Origin of the sequence: Kribbella solani, from assembly GCF_014205295.1 — a bacterium.
Lineage (GTDB): Bacteria > Actinomycetota > Actinomycetes > Propionibacteriales > Kribbellaceae > Kribbella > Kribbella solani.
In genome coordinates this window covers 4,018,849-4,037,930 of the sequence record NZ_JACHNF010000001.1, presented here as the reverse complement: position 1 = coordinate 4,037,930, position 19,082 = coordinate 4,018,849, and the positions used below count along the sequence as shown (strand labels likewise).

Here is a 19,082-nt window from a genome sequence, read left to right as displayed (position 1 = left end):
CAGCCGGTGGATCAGCTGCTGGTGATTCGCTTCAGTTCGGCGTCGGCTACTGACTTGACGGCCTTGATCTCAGTGGCTGGGTCGGCGCCGCTGCGGATGATGCGGCTCAGGGCGTCGGTGTACGCGGTGCCCGCCTTTGGTGACCAGAGGAGTGGGTTTTGCGGGTGGCCGTGGTCGTTCAGCAGCTTTACCGCGTCCGCGGCCGGGCCGGACTTCAGCTTCTCTGCCTTGTCCGACAGGCTCTTCCGCGCCGGGATGTGGAACCCGTAGGACTGGGCGAAGTCCAGTTGGTCATCGGTCTGGTCGACCCACAACCACTTCACGAACTTCTTCGCCGCCTCCACGTTCTTCGACTTCCCGTTCACGCACGCCCCGTACGCGCCGACCGGGACGCTCGGCTCGCCGACGGTGGCATTCAGCTTGGGCCAGGGGAGTACGCCGTAGTCGCCCGGCAACGCCTTCTCGATCACCGGCAGCGTCCACAACCCGGTGAACTGCATCGCGGTCAGGCCCTGCGTGAACGCGGACGGGTCGGACCAGTCGGTCGGTGCCCCGAGCAACAGAACCTTCGACGTCCACAGTTGCCGCAGCTTGCTCAGCGACTCGTACGCGGTCGGTGCGTCGAAGCCGAACTCGTGGTCGACGGTCAGGTAGTCCAGTCCGGCCGACCAGATCGCGGGTCCGCCGAGTACGCCGACCCCGCCGTCGTTGCCGACGAACAGGCCCTTGACCTTGTCGGTGGTCAGCTTCTTCGCGGCATCCAGCAGCTCGTCGACGGTCTGCGGCGGTTGCACGCCGGCCGCGCTGAGCAGGCTCTTGCGGTACACGAGCAGCTGCATGTCGATCACCTGCGGGATGCCGTACAGCTTGCCCTGGTACGACATCCGGTCGAGCAGCGCCGAGTTGAAATCACCGCGCGCGTCGCCGAGCAGGTCGGACAGGTCGACCACCTGCTTGCCCTTGATCATGTCGATCGTCGGGCCGTTCCCGTACTCGAAGATGTCCGGACCCTGGTCGGTCAGCAGCGACGTCGACACCTTCTTGTCGTAGTCACCCGGTGACCACTGCACCGTCACGGTCGCGTCCGGGTACGCCTTCGCGTACCGCTCGACGGCCTGCTGCGTACCCGCCTCGCCGTACTGGTGGTACCACTGCTGAAGCGTCGCCTTGTCGCCGGACCCGCCCGATCCGCCCGACGACGGCCGCCCCGAATTGGACCCGCACCCAGCTACCGCCATCGCCGCCAGCCCGGCACCCAGCCCGAGCACGCCCCGCCGGCTGATCCCAGCACCCGCCATCTCGCGTTCCTCCGTCCCGGCACGGTCCCACAGCCCGCGCATCGACCCGAGCCTAGAACCACCCAGGCCCAGTCACCCGCCAATCCCGCCCACCGAACGCACCCGCGCCGCCCCGTCACACGGCCGGGCGGTCGTGCGTGGGGAAGTGACAGGTGATGGAACAGACAGGGCGATCGCGCCGTACGCGACAGAAGAGGACGGGATCAGGCGGGGGCTGGGGCGGGGGTGCCGGGGCCGGGGGCGGGGCGGGCACCGGCGATGCGGGCGACGGCTTCGTCGGGTTTGCGGCCGGCGCGGCGGGCGGCCTCGACGTGCAAGCGGGCCAGCTCGACGGCCTGGCGGGAGACCTTCACGGTCTTCTTCTCAGCCATGGTCACTGTCTCCCTCGACGACCTCGATATCGGTGTCCGCGATATCAGCGTACGCGGCCGGGCCGACCCGGTCGATCGCGACGGCGGCGGTCAGCGCGGCGACCAGGTCGTAGTCCTCCGGCTGTAACAGTTCGGATCGCATCAGTGAACGCAGCGTCACCACACCGGCGTCCGTGCCGGCGTCCTCGCCCTCCAGGATCTGCTCGACCGCCCACCGGACCATCCGCATCGTCTCCTCGCGGTGCCGCCAGGTGTCCAGCTCCCGGTCGGACTTCCGGGTCAGGTACGCGCCCAGCATCACGCCACCGAGAGCGAGCAGCGGACTCAGCACGGTCATCACCACCCCGACGACCGAGATCCAGGTCGGAATCACAAGCACATCCAGGTACGCATACGACTCCTCGAACTGTCCGGGAATGACGTGGCCTTGAGCCGCCGAAGATGCTACGAAGAAGCATTCCACCCGCCACCGACAGGCGGCGCGGCAGGCGACCAGGATGACAAGGAGCAGGCTCACCGTGACGGACGATCCGGATCGCTACGACGTATTCGTACAGGGGACCGTGTTCCTCGACATCGTGATGACCGGTCTGGAGACGGCCCCGACCACCGGTACCGAGATCTTCGCCGAGGGGATGGGGTCGTGTCCGGGCGGCGTCGCGAACTTCGCGATCGCGGCCGCCCGGCTCGGGCTGCGGACCGGGCTGGCGGCGGTTTTCGGCGACGACGCGTACGCCGACTTCTGCTGGCGGACGCTGGCGGATCAGGAAGGGGTCGATCTTTCGCATTCGCGGCGGATCGGGCACTGGCATTCGCCGGTCACGGTGTCGATGTCGATCGACCGGGACCGGGCGATGGTGACGCACGCGCACGAGGCGCCGGGCGACCCGAGCAAACTGGTCGGTCCCGGTCTGAACACCACGTCCGCGATCGTGCCGGTCGCCGACGAGCTGCCGGGCTGGACGGTCGAGGCCCGCGAGTCCGGCGCGCTGCTGTTCGGCGACGTCGGCTGGGACCCGACCGACGAATGGTCGCCGGCGGTGCTCGATGTCCTGGACGGGTTCCACGCGTTCACCCCGAACGCGACCGAGGCGATGGCGTACACGCGGACCGACACGCCCAAGGCGGCGCTGCACAAGCTGGCCGAGCGGGTGCCGCTGGCCGTCGTCACGAACGGTGCCGACGGTGTGCTCGCGATCGACTCGGCGACCGGCGAGGAGGAGCAGGTGCCGGCGTTGCCGGTCCGGTCCTACGACCCGACCGGCGCCGGCGACGTCTTCCTTGCCTCACTCGTACTCGGCACGCTGCGCGGCTGGCCGCTCGCCCATCGCCTTGCCTTCGGCAACTTGTGCGCCGGGTTGTCGGTGCAGCACTTCGGTGGTTCGCTCGCGGCGCCCGGCTGGGGCGACATCATCGACTGGGTCCGCGACCACAGCCGGCACCGCCCCGGCGGCGTCGACCCCGACATCCTCCGGCACTACGCCTTCATCGGCGACGTACTCCCCGCCGGCCCGGTCCCGATCGTCCGCCGCGCCTCCGCCACCATCGCCCGTCTCTCCGACGCCTGACTGACCCGGCGCGCCCTCCGCCCCACCCGGTCCGACATCCGATCGGCGTGCTCCCGCGCCGGACCAGCACAGCGTGGCGACGACGAGCAGCAGGACGCCGCCGCCCAAGAATCCCCACGACGGTGCGGCGCGGTCGAGTACGAGTCCGGCGAGTGCCGCGCCGGTGGCGGCGCCGAGGTTGTTCGCGGTGTTGATCCACGTACTCGCCTCGGTGCGCTGGTGCGGCGGCGTGACCTCGTCGGCCGCCAGATACGCCACGACGAAACAAGGAGCCACCGCGACCCCAGCGATCCCGAGCACGACACCAAGCACGACCAGGTCGGTCACGAACGATGCCGCGATCAGTCCGGCCGCCAGTACGGCGATCAGTCCGCCAAGGTGAGTGGACCAGGTACGCGTGTGCGTCCGGCGCGCCCAAAGTACGCCGCCGACCACACTGCCGGCAGCGATCGCGGCCTCGACGTACCCGGCTGCCCCGGGGCGCCCGGCGTGCTGCGCGACACCGGCCACGCACAAGTACGCGGCACTGACGCCTGACGCGGTAGCCATGATGACAAGCAGAATCCGCCGCAACCCGGGAAGTACCAGCGGACCGAGCGGATGCCGGCTCGGCGCCGGTGCCGCGGTCCGTGTCGTCACCGGACTCGTCACCATCGCGACCGTTCCGATGAAGAGCAGCGCGGCCGAACAGTTGAGAGCAGCCGCCGCGGACACCCAGCTGATCAGCGTGCCCGCGATCAGTGGTCCGCCAAGGAAAAGACATTCCTCGGCAACCGCATCGAGCGCGTACGCACGTTCTTTCAGTACTGAATGCTCAGTGAGCCGACGCCAGTTCGCCCGCATCGACGGTCCCAAAGGAGGAGCGAGCAATCCGGTTATGCCGACCAGGAGCAGCACGGGCGTACGCGTCGTGCCGAATGTGGTGATGCCGACAAGACCGGCGGACGCGCCGGCGGCGAGGACGGGGAGTACGCGGCGCTGGCTGTACCGGTCGACGAGCCGCGCCTTGTACGGCATCGACAACGACATCAGACCGAACACGGCGACCGCCGCGCCGGCCGTCGCGAACGAGTCGGTGGATTGACGGACAGTGATGAGCAAGGACAGCGGGAGCAGGCCGTACGCCAGCCGGCCGAACAGCGCGGGCACGAAGGTGCGCGGCGCCGACGGCAGCAGCAGGACGTCGCGGTAGCTCCCGGCACGAGGGGTGCCGGACACGGGAACGCTCCTGGAGATTCGTGACGGAATGGGCTCGACCGCGCGCGCGAATGCGCCCACGGGAGCCACCGTCAGTCACGAAGGAACGACATGCCGGCAAGCGTACGCGACCCGCGCCCCGGCCGCACCTTTACCGGCGGCGCCATCACCGCGCCGCGCATCGTTACCGGGTATCGGACGTGGCCGTACGGAGCGGCACGCCTGGTCGGCGGCACGCCCGGGAACGCCTAGACTGATCGCCGGCCGCTCCGGTGGCGTACGGTGCCCTTCGTGGTTACCGTCGCGCTACTCCCTGTTCCCGACCACGGCCGGATGAATCCGTGATCCGCTTCGAGAATGTCTCCAAGACGTACGAGGGCCAGACCAGGGCCGCTCTGCTGAACGTCAACGTCGAGATCGAAAAAGGCGAGTTCGTCTTCCTGGTCGGTACCTCCGGGTCCGGCAAGTCGACGTTCCTGCGCCTGGTGCTGCGAGAGCACCGGACCTCCAAGGGCCACATCATGGTGGCCGGCAAGGACCTGAACCGGCTGGCCAGCTGGCGGATTCCGCAGATGCGCCGGCAGATCGGAACCGTGTTCCAGGACTTCCGGCTGCTGCCGAACAAGACCGTCGCGGAGAACGTCGCGTTCGCGCTGCAGGTGATCGGCAAGCCGCGCTCGCACATCCGCAAGACCGTGCCCGAGGTACTCGAGCTGGTCGGTCTGGACGGCAAGGAGGACCGGCTCCCGGACGAGCTGTCCGGTGGTGAGCAGCAGCGGGTCGCGATCGCCCGCGCGTTCGTGAACCGGCCGATGATCCTGATCGCCGACGAGCCGACCGGAAACCTGGACCCGGGTACGTCGGTGGGCATCATGAAGCTGCTGGACCGGATCAACCGGACCGGCACCACCGTCGTGATGGCCACCCACGACGTGTCCATCGTCGACCAGATGCGCAAGCGCGTGATCGAGCTGGAGAACGGTCATGTCGTCCGCGACGAGTCGCGTGGCGTCTACGGCTACCAGCACTGACCAGGGGACTGACTAACAGATGCGCTTGAACTACATCCTCTCCGACCTCGGGATCGGCCTGAAGCGGAACCTGTCGATGACGATCGCGGTCGTCGTCACCATCTGGGTCTCGCTGTCGCTGTTCGGCAGCGCGCTGCTCGCCCGCGAGCAGGTCGACCTGATGAAGGGGAACTGGTACGACAAGATCCAGATCTCGGTCTTCCTCTGCACCAAGGACTCCGGCGGCCGCGGCTGCTCCGGCACCGAGGTGACCCAGGAGCAGAAGAACCGGATCCAGCAGGTGATCGAGACGAACCCGGACACCGCTCCGGACGGCGTCTTCACCGAGTCGAAGGCGCAGGCGTTCGAGTCGTTCAAGAAGCTGTACAAGGACTCGCCGATCGTCAGCACGGTCACCCAGGACCAGATGCAGGAGTCCTTCCGGGTCAAGCTGAAAGATCCTCAGAAGTACCAGAACCTGGTCAGTGCGGTCGCCGGACTGCCCGGGGTGGATACCGTCCAGGACCTCCGGCAGTACCTGGATCCGTTGTTCAAGGCACTCAACGGCTTGCAAGTCGGCGCGCTGATAGCGGCCGGTCTGTTGCTGGTCGCGGCGCTGATGCAGATCTCCAACACGATCCGGCTGGCGGCGTACGCCCGGAGACGGGAGATAGGCATCATGCGCCTGGTGGGCGCCTCGAACTTCTACATCCAGCTGCCGTTCCTGCTGGAGGCGGTGCTGGCCGCCTTGGTGGGCGCGATCTTTGCCTGCGCGACCCTCTGGGTCGGCGTGTACTTCGTGGTCATGCAGCGGGCCCAGGAAACCTTCCGGGTCTGGCAGTGGGTGGGCGCCACCGAAACCTTCCGCGCCACCCTGATCATGGTCGTGGCCGGCCTGATCCTGGCCGTGATCCCGACATTCCTGACAACGCGGAAATACCTCAAAGTCTGACCCGGGTGACCTATCGTGCAGTATCAGGAGTCACAGCAGCACCAGCCGTGACTCCTGCACCGCACAATTTCATCCACAGCAAGGGGTCGACCTGTGGTCCCGCACTTCCCCGGTGCGAACCCGCCTGAGCGGGAGCGCATCCAGCGAGACGACAGCACCGGTACCCCCGCCGCGCCGTACCCGCGATCACGTTTGCGACCGCAGGGCCGGCCAACGGTGGTTGCCGCCTGCTGCCTTGTCCTGTCCCTGTCCGCCGGAGTTCTGGCGGCGGTTCCGTCCGCGCCGTTCGCGGAAGCGAAACCGCCGGATCCAGCCGCCAAGAAGAAGCAACTCGACTCGAAGATCAACCAGCAGAAGGCTGATCTCGACGACGCGTCCGACCAGCTCGGCAAATCCGTTGCCGCGTACAACCAGGCCGAGACGAAGTACCAGGCCGTCCAGGCCCGGTATGCCGCCGCGCAGGGTCAGCTGGCCGCCGCGAAGGCCGCCGATGCCGTTGCCGCGGGCAAGCTCGCGGCCGCCGAGGCGGCGCTGAAGACCGCGATCGCCGACGTCGAGGCCGGTGAGAAGCAGATCGCCGAGAAGCGCGCGGTCGCCGGTCGCGCGGTCCGCTCGGCGTACCAGCAGCAGAACACGCTGGTCGGGTTGTCGATCGCGCTCCGCGGCGCCGCGCCGGCCGACATCGCCACCGGTATGCAGGTCCAGCGGAACGTGTTCGGCATCCAGAGCAACGCGATCACGAACCTGAACAACGCCCAGGCGCAGCTCGCCAGCAGGCGGGTCAAGGTCGCCGCCGCGGAGAAGGACGCCGCGGCCGCGCGGGCGGCCTCGGCGGCGACGGTACGCAAGGTCACCGAGCTGACCAAGCAGGTCGCGGCCGACAAGGCCGAGGCGGCGACGGTGGCGAAGGTGAAGCTGGTCGCGTACAAGGCGGCCGAGAAGGAGAAGAACAGCGAGCTCGCGCAGTACAACTCACTGCTGCGGGAGCGGGGCCGGGTCGAGGCGATGCTGGCCGCCCGCGCGAAGGCGGAGAAGGCGGCCGCGGCGCGTCGGAAGGCGGCTGCCCAGAAGGCCGAGGCCGAGAAGGCGCGCAAGGAGAACCGGCCGCCGCGGCACGTCCCGGACCCGGTGTCGAACGGTGGCGGGCGGCTGGGGTATCCGGTCAGCAGTTACATCACGTCGCCGTACGGGATGCGCTTCCACCCCGTACTGCACTACTGGAAGCTGCACGACGGCACCGACTTCCGCGCACCCTGCGGTACGCCGGTCCGTGCCGCGGCCGACGGGGTCGTGACCGACAAGTACTTCAACGGCGGTTACGGGAACCGGTTGTTCATTTCACACGGCGTGATGAGCGGGTCGTCGATCACCACGGTGTACAACCACCTGTCCAAGTACAAGGCCCGGGTCGGCGAGCGCGTACGCAAGGGCGAAATCATCGCCTGGTCCGGCACCACCGGCTACTCGACCGGCTGCCACCTCCACTTCATGGTCTACAAGGACGGCAACGTCGTTAATCCGATGGGGTGGCTCTAAGCGGTCGCCGCCTCCATTTCCTTCGCACCAGCGACGCCCAGGCGGGCACCTCGCCGCGTTGGAAGGCGAGCCACGATGAACACCGCATCGAGGCTCGCCTTCCGCCTTGCGATGCACCCACCTGGACGCCGCTGGTGCTGAAGGAAATGGAGGCGACGACCGCTGGCTACCTGCGATACTGGTCGGATGGTGAAACAGACCGGCCGGGACAAGCCGATCGCGCAGAACCGTAAGGCGCGACACGACTACCACATCGAGGACGTGGTGGAGGCCGGGCTGGTGCTGACCGGGACCGAGGTCAAGTCCCTGCGGCAAGGCCGGGCCTCCCTCGTCGACGCGTTCGCTGCGGTCCGCGGGAACGAGCTCTGGCTGCAGGGCATGCACATCCCCGAGTACAAACACGGGACCTGGACCAACCACGAGCCACGGCGTACCCGGAAGCTGCTGCTGCACAAGGACGAGGTGCAGAAACTCATCCGCGCAGTCGAGGCGCAGGGTGTCTCGCTGATCCCGCTGTCCCTGTACTTCAAGGACGGCTACGCCAAGGTCGAACTGGCCACCGGCCGCGGCAAGAAGGACTACGACAAACGCCACGCCCTGGCCGAACGCCAAGCCAACCGAGAAGCCCAACGAGCCCTCTCCGACCGAAACCGCCACTGACAGCCGATAACCGTCTCTCCCGCAGTGGGATATCCACTTGTGTTGTGGGTTCTCCACTCTTGTGCGGGTGGAGAACCCACAACAACGGTGGAGAACCCCGCCGGGACGGTGCCCGTGGCGGGGTTGGGGTCGGGTCAGGGGCTGGTCCGGGCTGAACCGGATGGGGTGGGCGGGCTGGGGCGCGCACAGTAGAGGTATGTCCACTTCAGAGTTGCTGGTGACCTCGGCGCAGCGGGATCGGGCCGTCGAGATCCTCAAAGAGATGTACGCCGACGGCCGCCTCGACCACACGGAGTTCGACCTCCGGCTGGACAAGGCCCTCAACGCCCGCACCCGCGCCGAGCTGAACAGCACGTTCGACGGCCTGGTCGCGCGCCCGGTACCGACCTTCGCCCCGGCCGCGTTCACCCGGCCCGCGCCGTTGCAGCAGTACCAGGGTGACGGCCGCGGCATGGGCACGATCGCGCACTGGCTCGGGTACCCGACGTTCTTCGTCGGCCCGGCCCTCGTCGTCGCCACCGCCGGCCAGAAGAACCCGGCCGTACGCAAACACGCGGTCGAGGCGCTGAACTTCCAGCTCACCGCGACCGGCGCGTTCGCGCTGCTCGGCGTCATCTCCGGTTTCACCCACGGGTTCACCGGGTTCCTGTTCCCGATCCTCGGCATCCTCTGGTTCATGCTCACCGGCATCGGCGGCCTCGCCACCGCGGCCAGCGGCAAGTTCCGGTACCCGTTCACGCTGCGCCTGATCAAGTAGGCCCGCCGCGGGAATGTGGGATGCGGTTCGCCGGTTGGACTTGGTACTGTGGACCTTCCACCAACCCTCCGGGGCCGGTGGGAGTTTGAAAACTCAACAGGGGGTGAACGGTTTCGACTTTGGACGTATGTTCCAAGGGAAGCGGGCCGAGGATCCAGGGTTATCTCGTAAACGATCCCTGGAAACCAATAAGTGCCAATACAAAGCGCACTGACCTCGCTCTCGCCGCCTGACGGCCTGAGCACTTAAAGAGGTGGTCAGCCCGGGGATGCTCTCGCCCCGGTTCCTGGCCTCATTCAGAGAGCTTGCTGTGCTAGCCCGGTCACGGGGTTAGTTCGGGACATTTACAGTGACTGAGCCTGTCAGCGAGATGTCTGTACAAACGCTGGGGCTGAGAAAAGCGCCATTCAGACTGCGCCCGGAGAAGCCTTGAAGCAACGCCGAAGGACGCGGGTTCGATTCCCGCCACCTCCACCCCTTGAAAACGCGCAGGTCAGCCCCGTCTGACCTGCGCGTTTTGCTGTCTGAGGCCATGAACGATCGCCGTGCGCCGCCGCGGTTGAGTACCGCCGCGCACGCCACGCCCGTCCAAAGTTCACGTCCATCGTCAGCTACTGCTTCGGGAGAGTTGGTGAGCGAACGCGTGCGGATGCAGGGATCGACCCACACGCTCCGTCGCTCTACGTCCGGGGCCAGGACTCGGCCCAGCAGGGCAGGCAGATCCGCTGCCCGTTGCTCTTCACCTGCCGGTAGGTGTCGCCCTTCGCGATGCCGCGGCCGCAGCCGTGCTCGCAGTGCCGATCGGTTCTGCTCCGGTACTGGATGAAGGCGGGCGCCACGTTCGCGCCGGGACGATGCCGGCCGATCCGGACCTCCACGGGCTACCTGTCCAGCCACTCGACGCCGTCGGCATCGCGATGGCAGCCCCGGTGATAGCCCAGCACACAGGACCGGCCGGTCGACGGATTCCAGCCGTCGCACTCGATTTCTTGCGCCGACCGCAGCACCGGCCACGGCCGCGTCCCCTGCGCTTCCTGTTCCATGCCCCGTCCTCCGTCTCTGCGGGGCGGTCCCTCGAAACGCTCATTCGAAGGGACCGCCGACTTGGAACGGCCAGGGCGACAGGGCAGGGGGAGCCACGCATAGCCTGCGGCGCCTCGACTGGCTCGCCCACCGCCCTGACCGAGTGAGCACAACGCTAGGAGGCAATCACCGACAGTAGAAGAAAGTTGCTTGAGATTTCTCGCGAATCCATTGACTCTTGCGTAGTCCTGTCCGCACTCTGGGTGAGCAACGCAGATCCCCTCTCGATCAGAATCAGCCAGGAGAACGACTCATGGATCACAAGCAGCCCGAACACCTCCAGCACCTCGCTACCGACGGCAACAGCGGGAAGGACGGATGCCCGTCGTACTATGCGACCGAGGACGGCGATCGGTTCATCGTGCAGGGCTACAAGCTCACGAGCGCGGACGCCCGCGGTCAGCTGGTCAACTTTCCGGAGGGTGAGGACGCGGTCATCATCACCAAGGCCCTTGCCGACCTGATCGTCGCGCATCACACCGGCACGACGGCGTGAGCGAATCGAGCTTCGCTGCCGTTGGTCCTGAATTCATACGGTTCGCTCGCAGTTACGAGCACACGGCATACCGGCTGGAGGTGCGAGACAACTACGCCGACCAGGGCGAGGCCGAGCACGTTCAGAAGTTCCTCGCCGGCGAACCCGATGACGGCGCGTGGATGGAGGACTGGATGGGCCTCGTCCTCCGCCGGACCCTCGAAGGCATGCGGATCGAGCGAGTCCGGGTGATCACAGAGCCCTGGTCGGACTACACCCGATTTGGCCTGAACCTTTCAAGGCTCAATACCGCGGCCGGCGAGGACATCCGGTACCTGTCGCGCGAACGCGCCGACGAACTCGGCCTGCCGACGTACGACTACTGGCTTCTCGACTCCAGCACGATGGGAATTCTGCGCTTCGACGATCAGGACGTGTTGCTCGGCGCCGATGTCGTGCAGGACCCCGCCGTTGTCGTCGAGCACGCGCGCTACCGTGACCTCGCACGTCGGTTCGCTGTACCGCGAGCCGCGTACCTCAACCAGTTTGACGACGAGTTCCTTCGCAAGAACCAGATCAACAAGTAAGCGGGTGTGGGTGTCCAGCTTCCAGCGAGCGCGAGAGTCGCTCGGCAATCGCCTTCGGGAGATGAGGCTGGATGCCCAACTCACCGGCCGGGATCTTGCCGGCGCGGCTGGCTGGGGACCGTCGAAGGTGTCCAAGATCGAGGCTGGCCGGCAGACACCGTCCGACGCCGATCTGACAGCCTGGGCACGGATCTGCGATCGCGACGAAGTCGTGCCTGAACTGACCGCTTCGCTTCGCTCGCTCGAGCAGCAGTACGTCGAGTTCCGCCGGATGTTCAGGACCGGGTTACCGTCTCGGCAGAAGTCGATCGCCGACATCGAAGCCAGTACCACCGTGACCCGCAACTTCGAGCCGTGCTTCGTCCCGGGGCTACTACAGACGGCGGAGTACGCCCGGTACCGCTTCGCGGAAGGCGACCCCGACGAGTCCGAACGTGGAGTTCCGAAGAGCGAAGCCGAGCTCGACGAGGCGATCGCCGCCCGTATGGACCGCCAGCGAATTCTGCACCGCGGCGACAAGAAGTTCCACTTCGTCATGACCGAGGCTGTACTCAGATATCAAGTCTGTCCGCCGGACGTCATGACCGGCCAGATCGGTCACCTCATCTCGATGACGACTCTGCCGACGATCCGTGTCGGGGTTATTCCATTCGGCGCTCCGCTCGCCGTCGCACCAATTCACGGCTTCTATCTCTACGACGACAAACTGGTCCTCGTCGAGCTATTCACCGCGGTGCTCAACGTCAGCCAAGCCGGCGAGATCGGAGCGTACGAACGTTCCTTCGGACACCTAGCCAACGCCGCCGTCTACGGCGGCGAAGCACGCGCACTTCTCACCCGCACGCTCGGCCAGTACCAGCTCCCTACTTCTTGACCTGTGGCCAGTCCTCCCGCCAGTCGGGTGTCGGCATCGGAATGCGGTATCGGCCCACGACTGGTCGACCGAAGCGTGTGTGTCCTGTCGTTTCCCATGTCATCGCAGGTTGCTGCACCGAACCAGCAGTAGAGGCCGGCGATAGGAGGCACGGCCAGCAGGCCTCGGCTGGCCCGCGCGTTTTGCTGTCTGGGGGCGGTTGGGTAACCGCGCCCGTGGGTCAGGCTGGTTTGGTGAGGGTTTGGATCAGGTCGGTGACGAAGTTTTCGGTGGTGGCGACCAGGTCTACCGAGGCTGGGTCGAGGAGCCATTGGGTGTTCAGGCCTTCGATGAAGGCGAGGATTTCGGTGGCTTTCAGTCGTGGGTCGACGGCGGCGGAGAAGTCGCCGGTTTGCTGGCCGGTGGTGATCATTTGTTCGATCAGGGCCCGTAGGTTGCGGTAGCGGGTGACGAAATGGTCGTGGGCGACGTCGCCGGGCTGCAGGTTTTCGGTGACCAGGACGGTGAAGAGGCGGGCCAGGTCCGGGTCGGCGACATTGCGATGGGCGTACCGGGGGAGCTGTTCGAGCGCCGCCACCCCGCCGAGCTCGGCCAGCTCGCGGGCGAACTCGAGGCTGATGCCGTCGCGCTGGTCGATCACCGCGTGGAGCAGGCCGGCCTTGTTGCCGAAGTAGTACAGCAGCGCCTGCTGGGTGACGCCGACGGCGGACGCGACGTCGCTGATGCTGGTGCTCGCGTACCCGCGCTCGGCGAACAGCGTGGCGGCCGCCTTCAGCAGCTCCTCGCGCCGGGACTCGCCCCGGGGTTGTACTTTGCGGCCGGCGCGGTTGGTTGCCATGGATCCTTCCTATCGCATCCTCTTGAATTCTACCTAGTGGTAAGTAGAATTCCTGTCCACCGAGCAGGAGGATGTGAGGCGGATGGGGTCGACGGAGCCAGCAGACGGGCACCCGGCTGGGCAGTGGACCGGGCAGGGCGACTGGAATGGGCTGGGCGACCGGACCGGGCGGGCGCGGTGGGTTGGGCAGTGGGTTTGGGCGGGGGAGACGGCGTTGGGTGGGCCGACGGCGGCGCAGCCGTACGGGGCGCTTGATCGGTCGCGGTTCGATCGGCGGGTGCTGTTCCGTAAGACGTTCGACCTGGCAACGCTGCCGGATGCCGCCGCGCTGCGGATCAGCGCGGACGCGCGCTACCTCCTGTACCTCAACGGGCAGGAGATCGGCACCGGCCCGGTACGCCACGGCCCCCGCCAGTTGTCGTACGACGCGTACGACGTACTGCCCGCACTCCAGCAAGGGCGCAACGTGATCGCAGTACTGGCACGCTTCTACGGGCATCCGGTCCCGTGGTGGGAGCCGTCACCGCCGAGCTTCACGATGGGTGGTGGCGGACTGGTCGCCGAGCTGGCGCTGGATGACGAGGTCATCGGGTCGGACGAGAGCTGGCGCTACCAGCCGGGTGATGCTTGGCAGCCGGGCGAGCCGATGGGCGTTCTGGTCACTCAGCTACCCGAGGTGCTCGACGCGCGGCTGCTCGATCCGGCGTGGACCGAGGCCGGGTTCGATGACAGTCAGTGGCTGCAGGCAACTGTCCTGGCTGAGCATTCGATCGTCGGCGCGAGCGGAGCGACTCGTCCGCCGACCGAGCCGTGGGGCGTACTGAGCGCCCGGCCGATCCCGCACCTGGACGGCGAGACCCGCACCGCAACCATCCTCTCGAGTCACCCCTGCACCCAGTCCGCTGAGGATGACCCGCGCACCAACTTGCGTACCGCGTTGGACTCCACGCCGATCGACCATGGCAGGAATCGCTTGGTGGTGGCGGACTTCGGAATGGTGGTCAGTGGGCGGATCGACCTGGAGGTCGTGGCGCCGGAAGGCTCCGTGATCGACGGTGCCTTGCTGGAAGTGCCAACGGTTGCGGCGCTCGACAGCAGCCCGGTGTTTCGGTATACCATCCGCGGATCGAACGATCGCTACAACTCGACCGACTCGGTCGGCGGTCGGTACCTGGTGCTTGTAGTTGCTGAAGGCACCGAAATCACGGAGATCCAGCTGAAGGAGCAGTTGCGCCCGCGCGTACCCGTCCCCCCGTTCAGCTCCAGCGACGAGCGCCTCGACGAGATCTACCGCATCGGTCTTCGTACCGTCGATCTCACCGCACACGACGCGTACGTCGATTGCCCAACGCGGGAGCAGCGCGCCTGGACGGGCGATGCCGTCGTACACCAGTCAGTCGACCTGATCGCCAACCAGGACTGGAGTTTGGCGCGCTGGAACCCGCGGCTGCTCGCTCAACCCCGGGTGGACGGCCTGCTGCCGATGGTGGTGGCCGGCGACTTCGCGACCCCGAACATCCCGACCATCCCGGACTGGTCACTGCACTGGATCCGTTCGGTGCACAACCTGTACACGCACACCGGCGACCGCGCTCTCGTCGCGAGCCTCCTCGGTACGGCGGAGGGCATCCTGCGCTGGTTCGAACCGTACGTCGACGAGCGCGAGGTGATCAGCAACGTACCAGGCTGGGTCCTGATCGACTGGTCGCCAGTTCAGGTACGAGGCGCGAGCGCGGCCCTGAACGCACTGGTAGCGCGCGGCCTACTGGACTTCGCCGAAATGTCGGACTGGCTCGGAGACACCGGCCGCGCAGAGTGGGCGCGTACTTTCCACGATCGGCTGCGAACAGGTTTCGAAGCTTTCTGGGACGCGGACCGACGCGCGTACCGCGACAATCTCGTCGCCGGGCGGATCGGCTCGTCGGTCAGCGAGCACGTCGCGGCCGCGGCGATCTGCGGCGATCTGGTTCCGGCGGAGCGGAAAGACGATGTCCGCCGCCTGCTGCTCGACCGCGACGCGATGTTCACCGACAGCCCGCTGGCCGACCACGGCGGCGACGCCCGCGGTCCGGTCGACGGTCAGCCGGTCTCCGCGCGCCCCGACCCGGAATGGGATACCAAACGCCTCGTGGTCGGCGCCCAGCCGTTCTTCCGGTACGTCGTCCACGACGCGCTTGCCCTGCTCGGTGCCGCAGACGAGATCGCGCCGCTGTGCCTGGACTGGATCGCGCTGCTCAAGGACGCTCCGACTGCCTTTCGCGAATGCTGGGAAGGCGGCTCGTACTGTCACGGCTGGTCGGCGACGCCCACCCGTGACCTGGTCCGCTACACCCTCGGCATCAGCCCGGCCGAACCTGGCTTCACCACGGTCCGCGTCGCGCCTCGGCTCGGTCACCTGACCCACGCGAAGGGCGCCGCGCCGACCCCGTACGGCGTGATCTCGGTCGCCGTCACCGGGCAGCGGGTCGAGGTGGATTCGCCGCTCCCCGTCGAGCTCGTGAGCCGATCGGGCCGCACCACCCGCCATCCGGCCGGGCGCTTCGACGCCGAGATCTGATCCGTTCGCATACTCGACAGGAGTTGAGCCATGACGTCGTTCCGGAGAAGGTTGATTGCCTGCGCGGCCAGCGTCGCGCTCGTGCCAGCACAAGCCGTCGTCGGCGCATCGACTGCCGCGGCCGATCCGCTGGTCACACCGGTGTGGTTGTGCCGGCCGGGGATGCCGGCGAACCCGTGCAACCAGGACGCGAACGGCAACCCGGTCGAGTCCGCCGGAACCGCTCGGTACCCAGACGGAAGTCTCGTCACGCTGGACACGACGAATGTGGTCGGCGGTGCGCCGGCCGGTGTCGAACGGTTCACGGCGCAGGCCGATCCGCCGGTCGACTGCTTCTACGTGTACCCGACCGTCGACCTGCTCGCGAATCCCTTGCTGAACCTGGGTTCGAACCCGCCGGTCGCTCGCCCGGAAGAGGCCGCGGTGATGCTCACCCAGGCCGCCCGGTTCACCAGCGGATGCCGGATGTTCGCGCCGCTGTACCGCCAGGCGACGCTGCCGGATCTTGCGGTCGGCGTGCTGACCGGCGCCGACCCGTACCTGGGTGAAGGATTCGCCGATGTTCAACAGGCCTGGAACTACTACTGGAACCACGACAACCTCGACCCGGCGACGGGCAAGCGTCGCGGCGTGATCCTGCTCGGTCATTCGCAGGGCAGCGTCGCGCTGGAGCGGATGATCCAGGCGTCGATCGACGGCAACCCGGAGGTGACCCGGCAACTGGTGAGTGCCGTGCTGCTGGGCGGCGCGGTGACGGTACCGACCGGAGGCGTCGCCGGCGGGGGAGCTGACCCAGGATCGACCTTCCAGCATCTGCCACTCTGCCAACGTGGTACGTCGGTGCCGGTCGGGTGCGTTGTGGCGTACTCCTCGTACCAGCAGGCGGAAGGCACTGCACCTGGCAGCGGAAGTCTTGCCTGGAGCAACGACCCGAACCATCAGATCGCGTGCGTCAATCCGGCGGCGCTCGTGGCTGGTGCGGATCCTGGTGCAGTGACTTCGCTGAACACTTACATGCCGACCAGGACGCTTGTTCAAGGCAACATTCTGAACCCGAACGGCCACCTCTGGCTGGAGTTGCTCGGCTACGACCTGACCAGCTTCAGCACCGGATTCGCGCATTATGCGTCGACGCTCACCGGGCAGTGCCGGCGTACCGCGAATGCCAGTTGGCTGCAGATCGATGGCGGTGCCAACATCCTTCCTGCTAGCGCGTCGACCTCGGCGCTCGGGCTCCATGTTGCCGACTACAACCTTGCGCTAGGCAACCTGTCCGAGCTCCTGGCCGCTCAAACCGTTGCCTGGAAGGCCATCCAGTGACCGCGATCAAGTCCGAGATCACCGCCGTCAGCCCATGGCGGCTGGCGGCGCTCGCGGGCATGGCGTCGTACCTCGATGCCGGAACGATCGTCGGCGTGTCCGCGAGCCTCAGCCGCTGGGAATCGCAGTTCGGATTGACGTCCTGGCAGCTCGGCTTCCTGTCCGCCGCGCTGACCGTGTGTATCGGCATCGGCGCGATCGTCGGTGGACGGATCGGGGACCGGTACGGACGGAAGAAGGTGTACGCGGCCGACCTGCTGCTCTACGCTTTCGGCCTGCTGTGGTTGGTGTTTGCGTCTGGTATACCAATGCTCTTCATCGGCGTGATCGTGGTCGGGCTGGCGATCGGCGCCGACGTACCCACCGCGCTCGCGCTGGTCGGCGAGAGCTCGCCGGCCGCGCAGCGGGGCAAGTTCGTAACGTTCACCGGGTTCTTGTGGGGGCTCGGGCCGCTGGTGGTGATCGTGCTGGTCCTGCTGACCACGAAGTACGGCGACTTGATGCCGAGGTTGATCTTCGGGCAGTTCCTGCTGCTGGCGATCGTCACGTGGGCGCTCCGCCGCCGGATGCGCGAATCGGTCAGCTGGCAACAGTCCAGCGGGCGCCGGACCCGCGTACAGGACCTGTTCAGTCCGGCCTTGCTGCGTACGACCGTGGCCATGATCGCGTTCTACGGTCTGCTGACCATCGGGACGAACTTCTATGGCTCCTTCGGTTTGTACGCGCTGGAGACCGTCGGCGGACTGGCTCCGGATCGGGCGCTGCTGGCGTCGCTGATCGCGGTTCCGATCATCGTGATCACGGTCGCGGTGATGATGTTCGTGATGGACACGCGGGCGCGACGGGCCGATCTTCACGATGGGTGCCGTGTTGCAGGTGGTCGCTTGGCTGAGTCTGTTGGTACTGCCGGTCACGGCCGGAACGCTGGTCGGCGTCTTCGTGCTGTACGGGTTCGCGAACGTGCTGGCGGGCGAGGCGCATTACAAGCTGTGGACGCAGGAGAACTTCCCGACAACGCTCCGCGGCACGGCGACCGGGTTGAGTTTCGGCGCGGCGCGGATCGTCTCCGCGATCGTCCTGGTCTTCGTCCCGACGCTGCTGCACGGCGGCTTCAGCACGCTGGTCGTGCTGATGGTCATCGTCACCGCCGCATCCGGCCTGATCGGCGCCACCTTCCGCGCCCACGGCCAAGGCGAGCCGATCACCACGATCGACACCCGCCTGGACACCACCAACTAACCGCGAAACCCGCACCCAACCCACGCCGGCTGACGGGGTCGCGGACCTGCACCACCCACGCCGGCTGGCCGGGTCGCGGACCTGTGCCACTCACGAACTCGCGCCGGTCGGCGGGTGCCGCGCTCACTCGAGGCTCGATGCCCGGCCGTACGCGAGGTTGGTGAGTGCTGCACGTCCGGCCTACCCGAGGACGCGGAGGGCGTCGGTCACCTGCCCGCCGGTCGGCAGGGAGTCCGGGTCGAGCAGGGCCTGCATCGACAGGCCGACGATGATCGAATGGACGACGCCGCCCAGCCCTTGCGCGGTGGCGTCGTCGATCTCCTCAACCGGTCGCCCGAGCACCATCGCGGCCAGGTCCCTCCGCGCACCCGCGGTCGCAGCAGCGATCATCGACCGGATCTCCGCTGCGAAAGCAGCCTGCGCGTACGCCTGCACGCTCGCGATCAGCACCGCCCGCTGCCCGTCCATCGCCTTGATCAGCTCATCGATACAGACCTGCAGCCGCCGCGACGGACTCACCTTCCCCGCCGCCAGCACCGCCGCGTCAACCGCGTCGCCCCACTCGCCCTGCGCTTCCAGCACGGCCGCGCTCATCAGGCCGTCCTTCGACCCGTAGTGGTATCCGATCGACGCCAGATGCGCGCCGGACGCGGTCGCGATATCCCGCGCCGTGGTCCGGTGGTACCCCTTCTCGACCAGACACGTCCGCGCCCCCGCCATCAGGTCTTCCCGTTGTCCCATACCCAGCACGATACCAATT

The 19,082-nt window shown here is 67.2% G+C and carries 19 protein-coding genes, 1 other RNA gene and 2 pseudogenes; 14 read left to right on the top strand and 8 right to left on the bottom strand.

Annotated elements, in window-relative coordinates:
• Positions 1-11: 11 nt before the first annotated feature.
• The 3 genes from HDA44_RS18340 to HDA44_RS18330 all read right to left on the bottom strand — a co-directional run bounded on the left by HDA44_RS18340 (position 12) and on the right by HDA44_RS18330 (position 2,186).
• Complete coding sequence (locus tag HDA44_RS18340; protein WP_337906105.1) at positions 12-1,340, bottom strand: ABC transporter substrate-binding protein; 1,329 nt, start codon at positions 1,338-1,340, stop codon at positions 12-14.
• Positions 1,341-1,501: 161 nt separating this feature from the next.
• On the bottom strand, positions 1,502-1,669 hold the full coding sequence (locus tag HDA44_RS18335) for a hypothetical protein (protein WP_184836014.1): 168 nt from the start codon (positions 1,667-1,669) through the stop codon (positions 1,502-1,504).
• Positions 1,662-2,186, bottom strand: a complete 525-nt coding sequence (locus tag HDA44_RS18330; RefSeq protein WP_238352484.1) for a hypothetical protein — start codon at positions 2,184-2,186, stop codon at positions 1,662-1,664. The genes HDA44_RS18335 and HDA44_RS18330 overlap by 8 nt, the downstream gene beginning before the upstream one ends.
• Position 2,187: 1 nt before the next feature.
• Here HDA44_RS18330 and HDA44_RS18325 point away from each other — a divergent pair, with 1 nt between their 5' ends.
• On the top strand, positions 2,188-3,237 hold the full coding sequence (locus HDA44_RS18325; protein ID WP_319045032.1) for a carbohydrate kinase family protein: 1,050 nt from the start codon (positions 2,188-2,190) through the stop codon (positions 3,235-3,237).
• Positions 3,238-3,309: 72 nt separating this feature from the next.
• On the opposite strand, the pseudogene HDA44_RS38590 reads toward HDA44_RS18325, so the two are convergent.
• Positions 3,310-4,386 (bottom strand): annotated as a pseudogene (locus HDA44_RS38590) (MFS transporter); the annotation flags it as partial.
• Positions 4,387-4,775: 389 nt separating this feature from the next.
• Between HDA44_RS38590 and ftsE the strand changes: the two are divergent.
• From ftsE to ssrA, 6 genes are all read left to right on the top strand, one after another.
• Entirely contained in the window at positions 4,776-5,465 is a 690-nt protein-coding gene (gene ftsE / locus HDA44_RS18320) for a cell division ATP-binding protein FtsE (protein ID WP_184836010.1), read from the top strand.
• Between the two features lie 19 nt (positions 5,466-5,484).
• Positions 5,485-6,396, top strand: a complete 912-nt coding sequence (gene ftsX / locus HDA44_RS18315; RefSeq protein ID WP_238352483.1) for a permease-like cell division protein FtsX — start codon at positions 5,485-5,487, stop codon at positions 6,394-6,396.
• Positions 6,397-6,489: 93 nt separating this feature from the next.
• The gene (locus HDA44_RS38585; RefSeq protein ID WP_184836007.1) at positions 6,490-7,932 is read left to right on the top strand and encodes a peptidoglycan DD-metalloendopeptidase family protein; all 1,443 of its coding nucleotides are present in this window, start codon (positions 6,490-6,492) and stop codon (positions 7,930-7,932) included.
• A gap of 186 nt (positions 7,933-8,118) precedes the next feature.
• On the top strand, positions 8,119-8,592 hold the full coding sequence (gene smpB / locus HDA44_RS18305; RefSeq protein ID WP_184836005.1) for an SsrA-binding protein SmpB: 474 nt from the start codon (positions 8,119-8,121) through the stop codon (positions 8,590-8,592).
• Between the two features lie 196 nt (positions 8,593-8,788).
• A complete protein-coding gene (locus tag HDA44_RS18300) occupies positions 8,789-9,349 on the top strand; it encodes a DUF1707 and DUF4870 domain-containing protein (RefSeq protein ID WP_184836003.1) in 561 nt (186 codons plus the stop codon).
• 99 nt (positions 9,350-9,448) lie between these two features.
• Positions 9,449-9,826: a transfer-messenger RNA gene (gene ssrA, locus HDA44_RS18295) on the top strand.
• A gap of 203 nt (positions 9,827-10,029) precedes the next feature.
• Here the strand turns inward: ssrA and HDA44_RS18290 are convergent.
• Positions 10,030-10,227, bottom strand: coding sequence for a hypothetical protein (locus tag HDA44_RS18290; protein WP_184836001.1), 198 nt, complete (start codon positions 10,225-10,227; stop codon positions 10,030-10,032).
• 3 nt (positions 10,228-10,230) lie between these two features.
• The gene (locus HDA44_RS18285; protein ID WP_184835999.1) at positions 10,231-10,392 is read right to left on the bottom strand and encodes a hypothetical protein; all 162 of its coding nucleotides are present in this window, start codon (positions 10,390-10,392) and stop codon (positions 10,231-10,233) included.
• Between the two features lie 293 nt (positions 10,393-10,685).
• On the opposite strand from HDA44_RS18285, the gene HDA44_RS18280 reads away from it, so the two are divergent.
• From HDA44_RS18280 to HDA44_RS18270, 3 genes are read left to right on the top strand one after another with little or no spacing between them, the layout of a single operon-like run.
• Positions 10,686-10,928, top strand: a complete 243-nt coding sequence (locus HDA44_RS18280; protein WP_184835997.1) for a hypothetical protein — start codon at positions 10,686-10,688, stop codon at positions 10,926-10,928.
• On the top strand, positions 10,925-11,494 hold the full coding sequence (locus HDA44_RS38580) for a DUF6879 family protein (protein WP_337906104.1): 570 nt from the start codon (positions 10,925-10,927) through the stop codon (positions 11,492-11,494). Before HDA44_RS18280 ends, HDA44_RS38580 begins: the two co-directional genes overlap by 4 nt.
• The gene (locus tag HDA44_RS18270; protein WP_337906103.1) at positions 11,403-12,368 is read left to right on the top strand and encodes a helix-turn-helix domain-containing protein; all 966 of its coding nucleotides are present in this window, start codon (positions 11,403-11,405) and stop codon (positions 12,366-12,368) included. Before HDA44_RS38580 ends, HDA44_RS18270 begins: the two co-directional genes overlap by 92 nt.
• 220 nt (positions 12,369-12,588) lie before the next feature.
• On the opposite strand, the gene HDA44_RS18265 is transcribed toward HDA44_RS18270, so the two are convergent.
• Positions 12,589-13,206, bottom strand: a complete 618-nt coding sequence (locus HDA44_RS18265; protein ID WP_184835993.1) for a TetR/AcrR family transcriptional regulator — start codon at positions 13,204-13,206, stop codon at positions 12,589-12,591.
• An 82-nt stretch (positions 13,207-13,288) separates the two neighbouring features.
• Here HDA44_RS18265 and HDA44_RS18260 point away from each other — a divergent pair, with 82 nt between their 5' ends.
• From HDA44_RS18260 to HDA44_RS37310, 4 genes and pseudogenes are all read left to right on the top strand, one after another.
• On the top strand, positions 13,289-15,763 hold the full coding sequence (locus tag HDA44_RS18260) for an alpha-L-rhamnosidase-related protein (RefSeq protein ID WP_184835990.1): 2,475 nt from the start codon (positions 13,289-13,291) through the stop codon (positions 15,761-15,763).
• A 30-nt stretch (positions 15,764-15,793) separates the two neighbouring features.
• Positions 15,794-17,083, top strand: coding sequence for a DUF3089 domain-containing protein (locus tag HDA44_RS18255; protein WP_184835988.1), 1,290 nt, complete (start codon positions 15,794-15,796; stop codon positions 17,081-17,083).
• A 59-nt stretch (positions 17,084-17,142) separates the two neighbouring features.
• Positions 17,143-17,856 (top strand): annotated as a pseudogene (locus HDA44_RS38915) (MFS transporter); the annotation flags it as partial.
• An 85-nt stretch (positions 17,857-17,941) separates the two neighbouring features.
• A complete protein-coding gene (locus HDA44_RS37310) occupies positions 17,942-18,322 on the top strand; it encodes an MFS transporter (protein WP_238352481.1) in 381 nt (126 codons plus the stop codon).
• Positions 18,323-18,502: 180 nt separating this feature from the next.
• On the opposite strand, the gene HDA44_RS18245 is transcribed toward HDA44_RS37310, so the two are convergent.
• Positions 18,503-19,063: a TetR/AcrR family transcriptional regulator gene (locus tag HDA44_RS18245; RefSeq protein ID WP_184835984.1), complete on the bottom strand. Its 561-nt coding sequence runs from the start codon at positions 19,061-19,063 to the stop codon at positions 18,503-18,505.
• Positions 19,064-19,082: the final 19 nt, after the last annotated feature.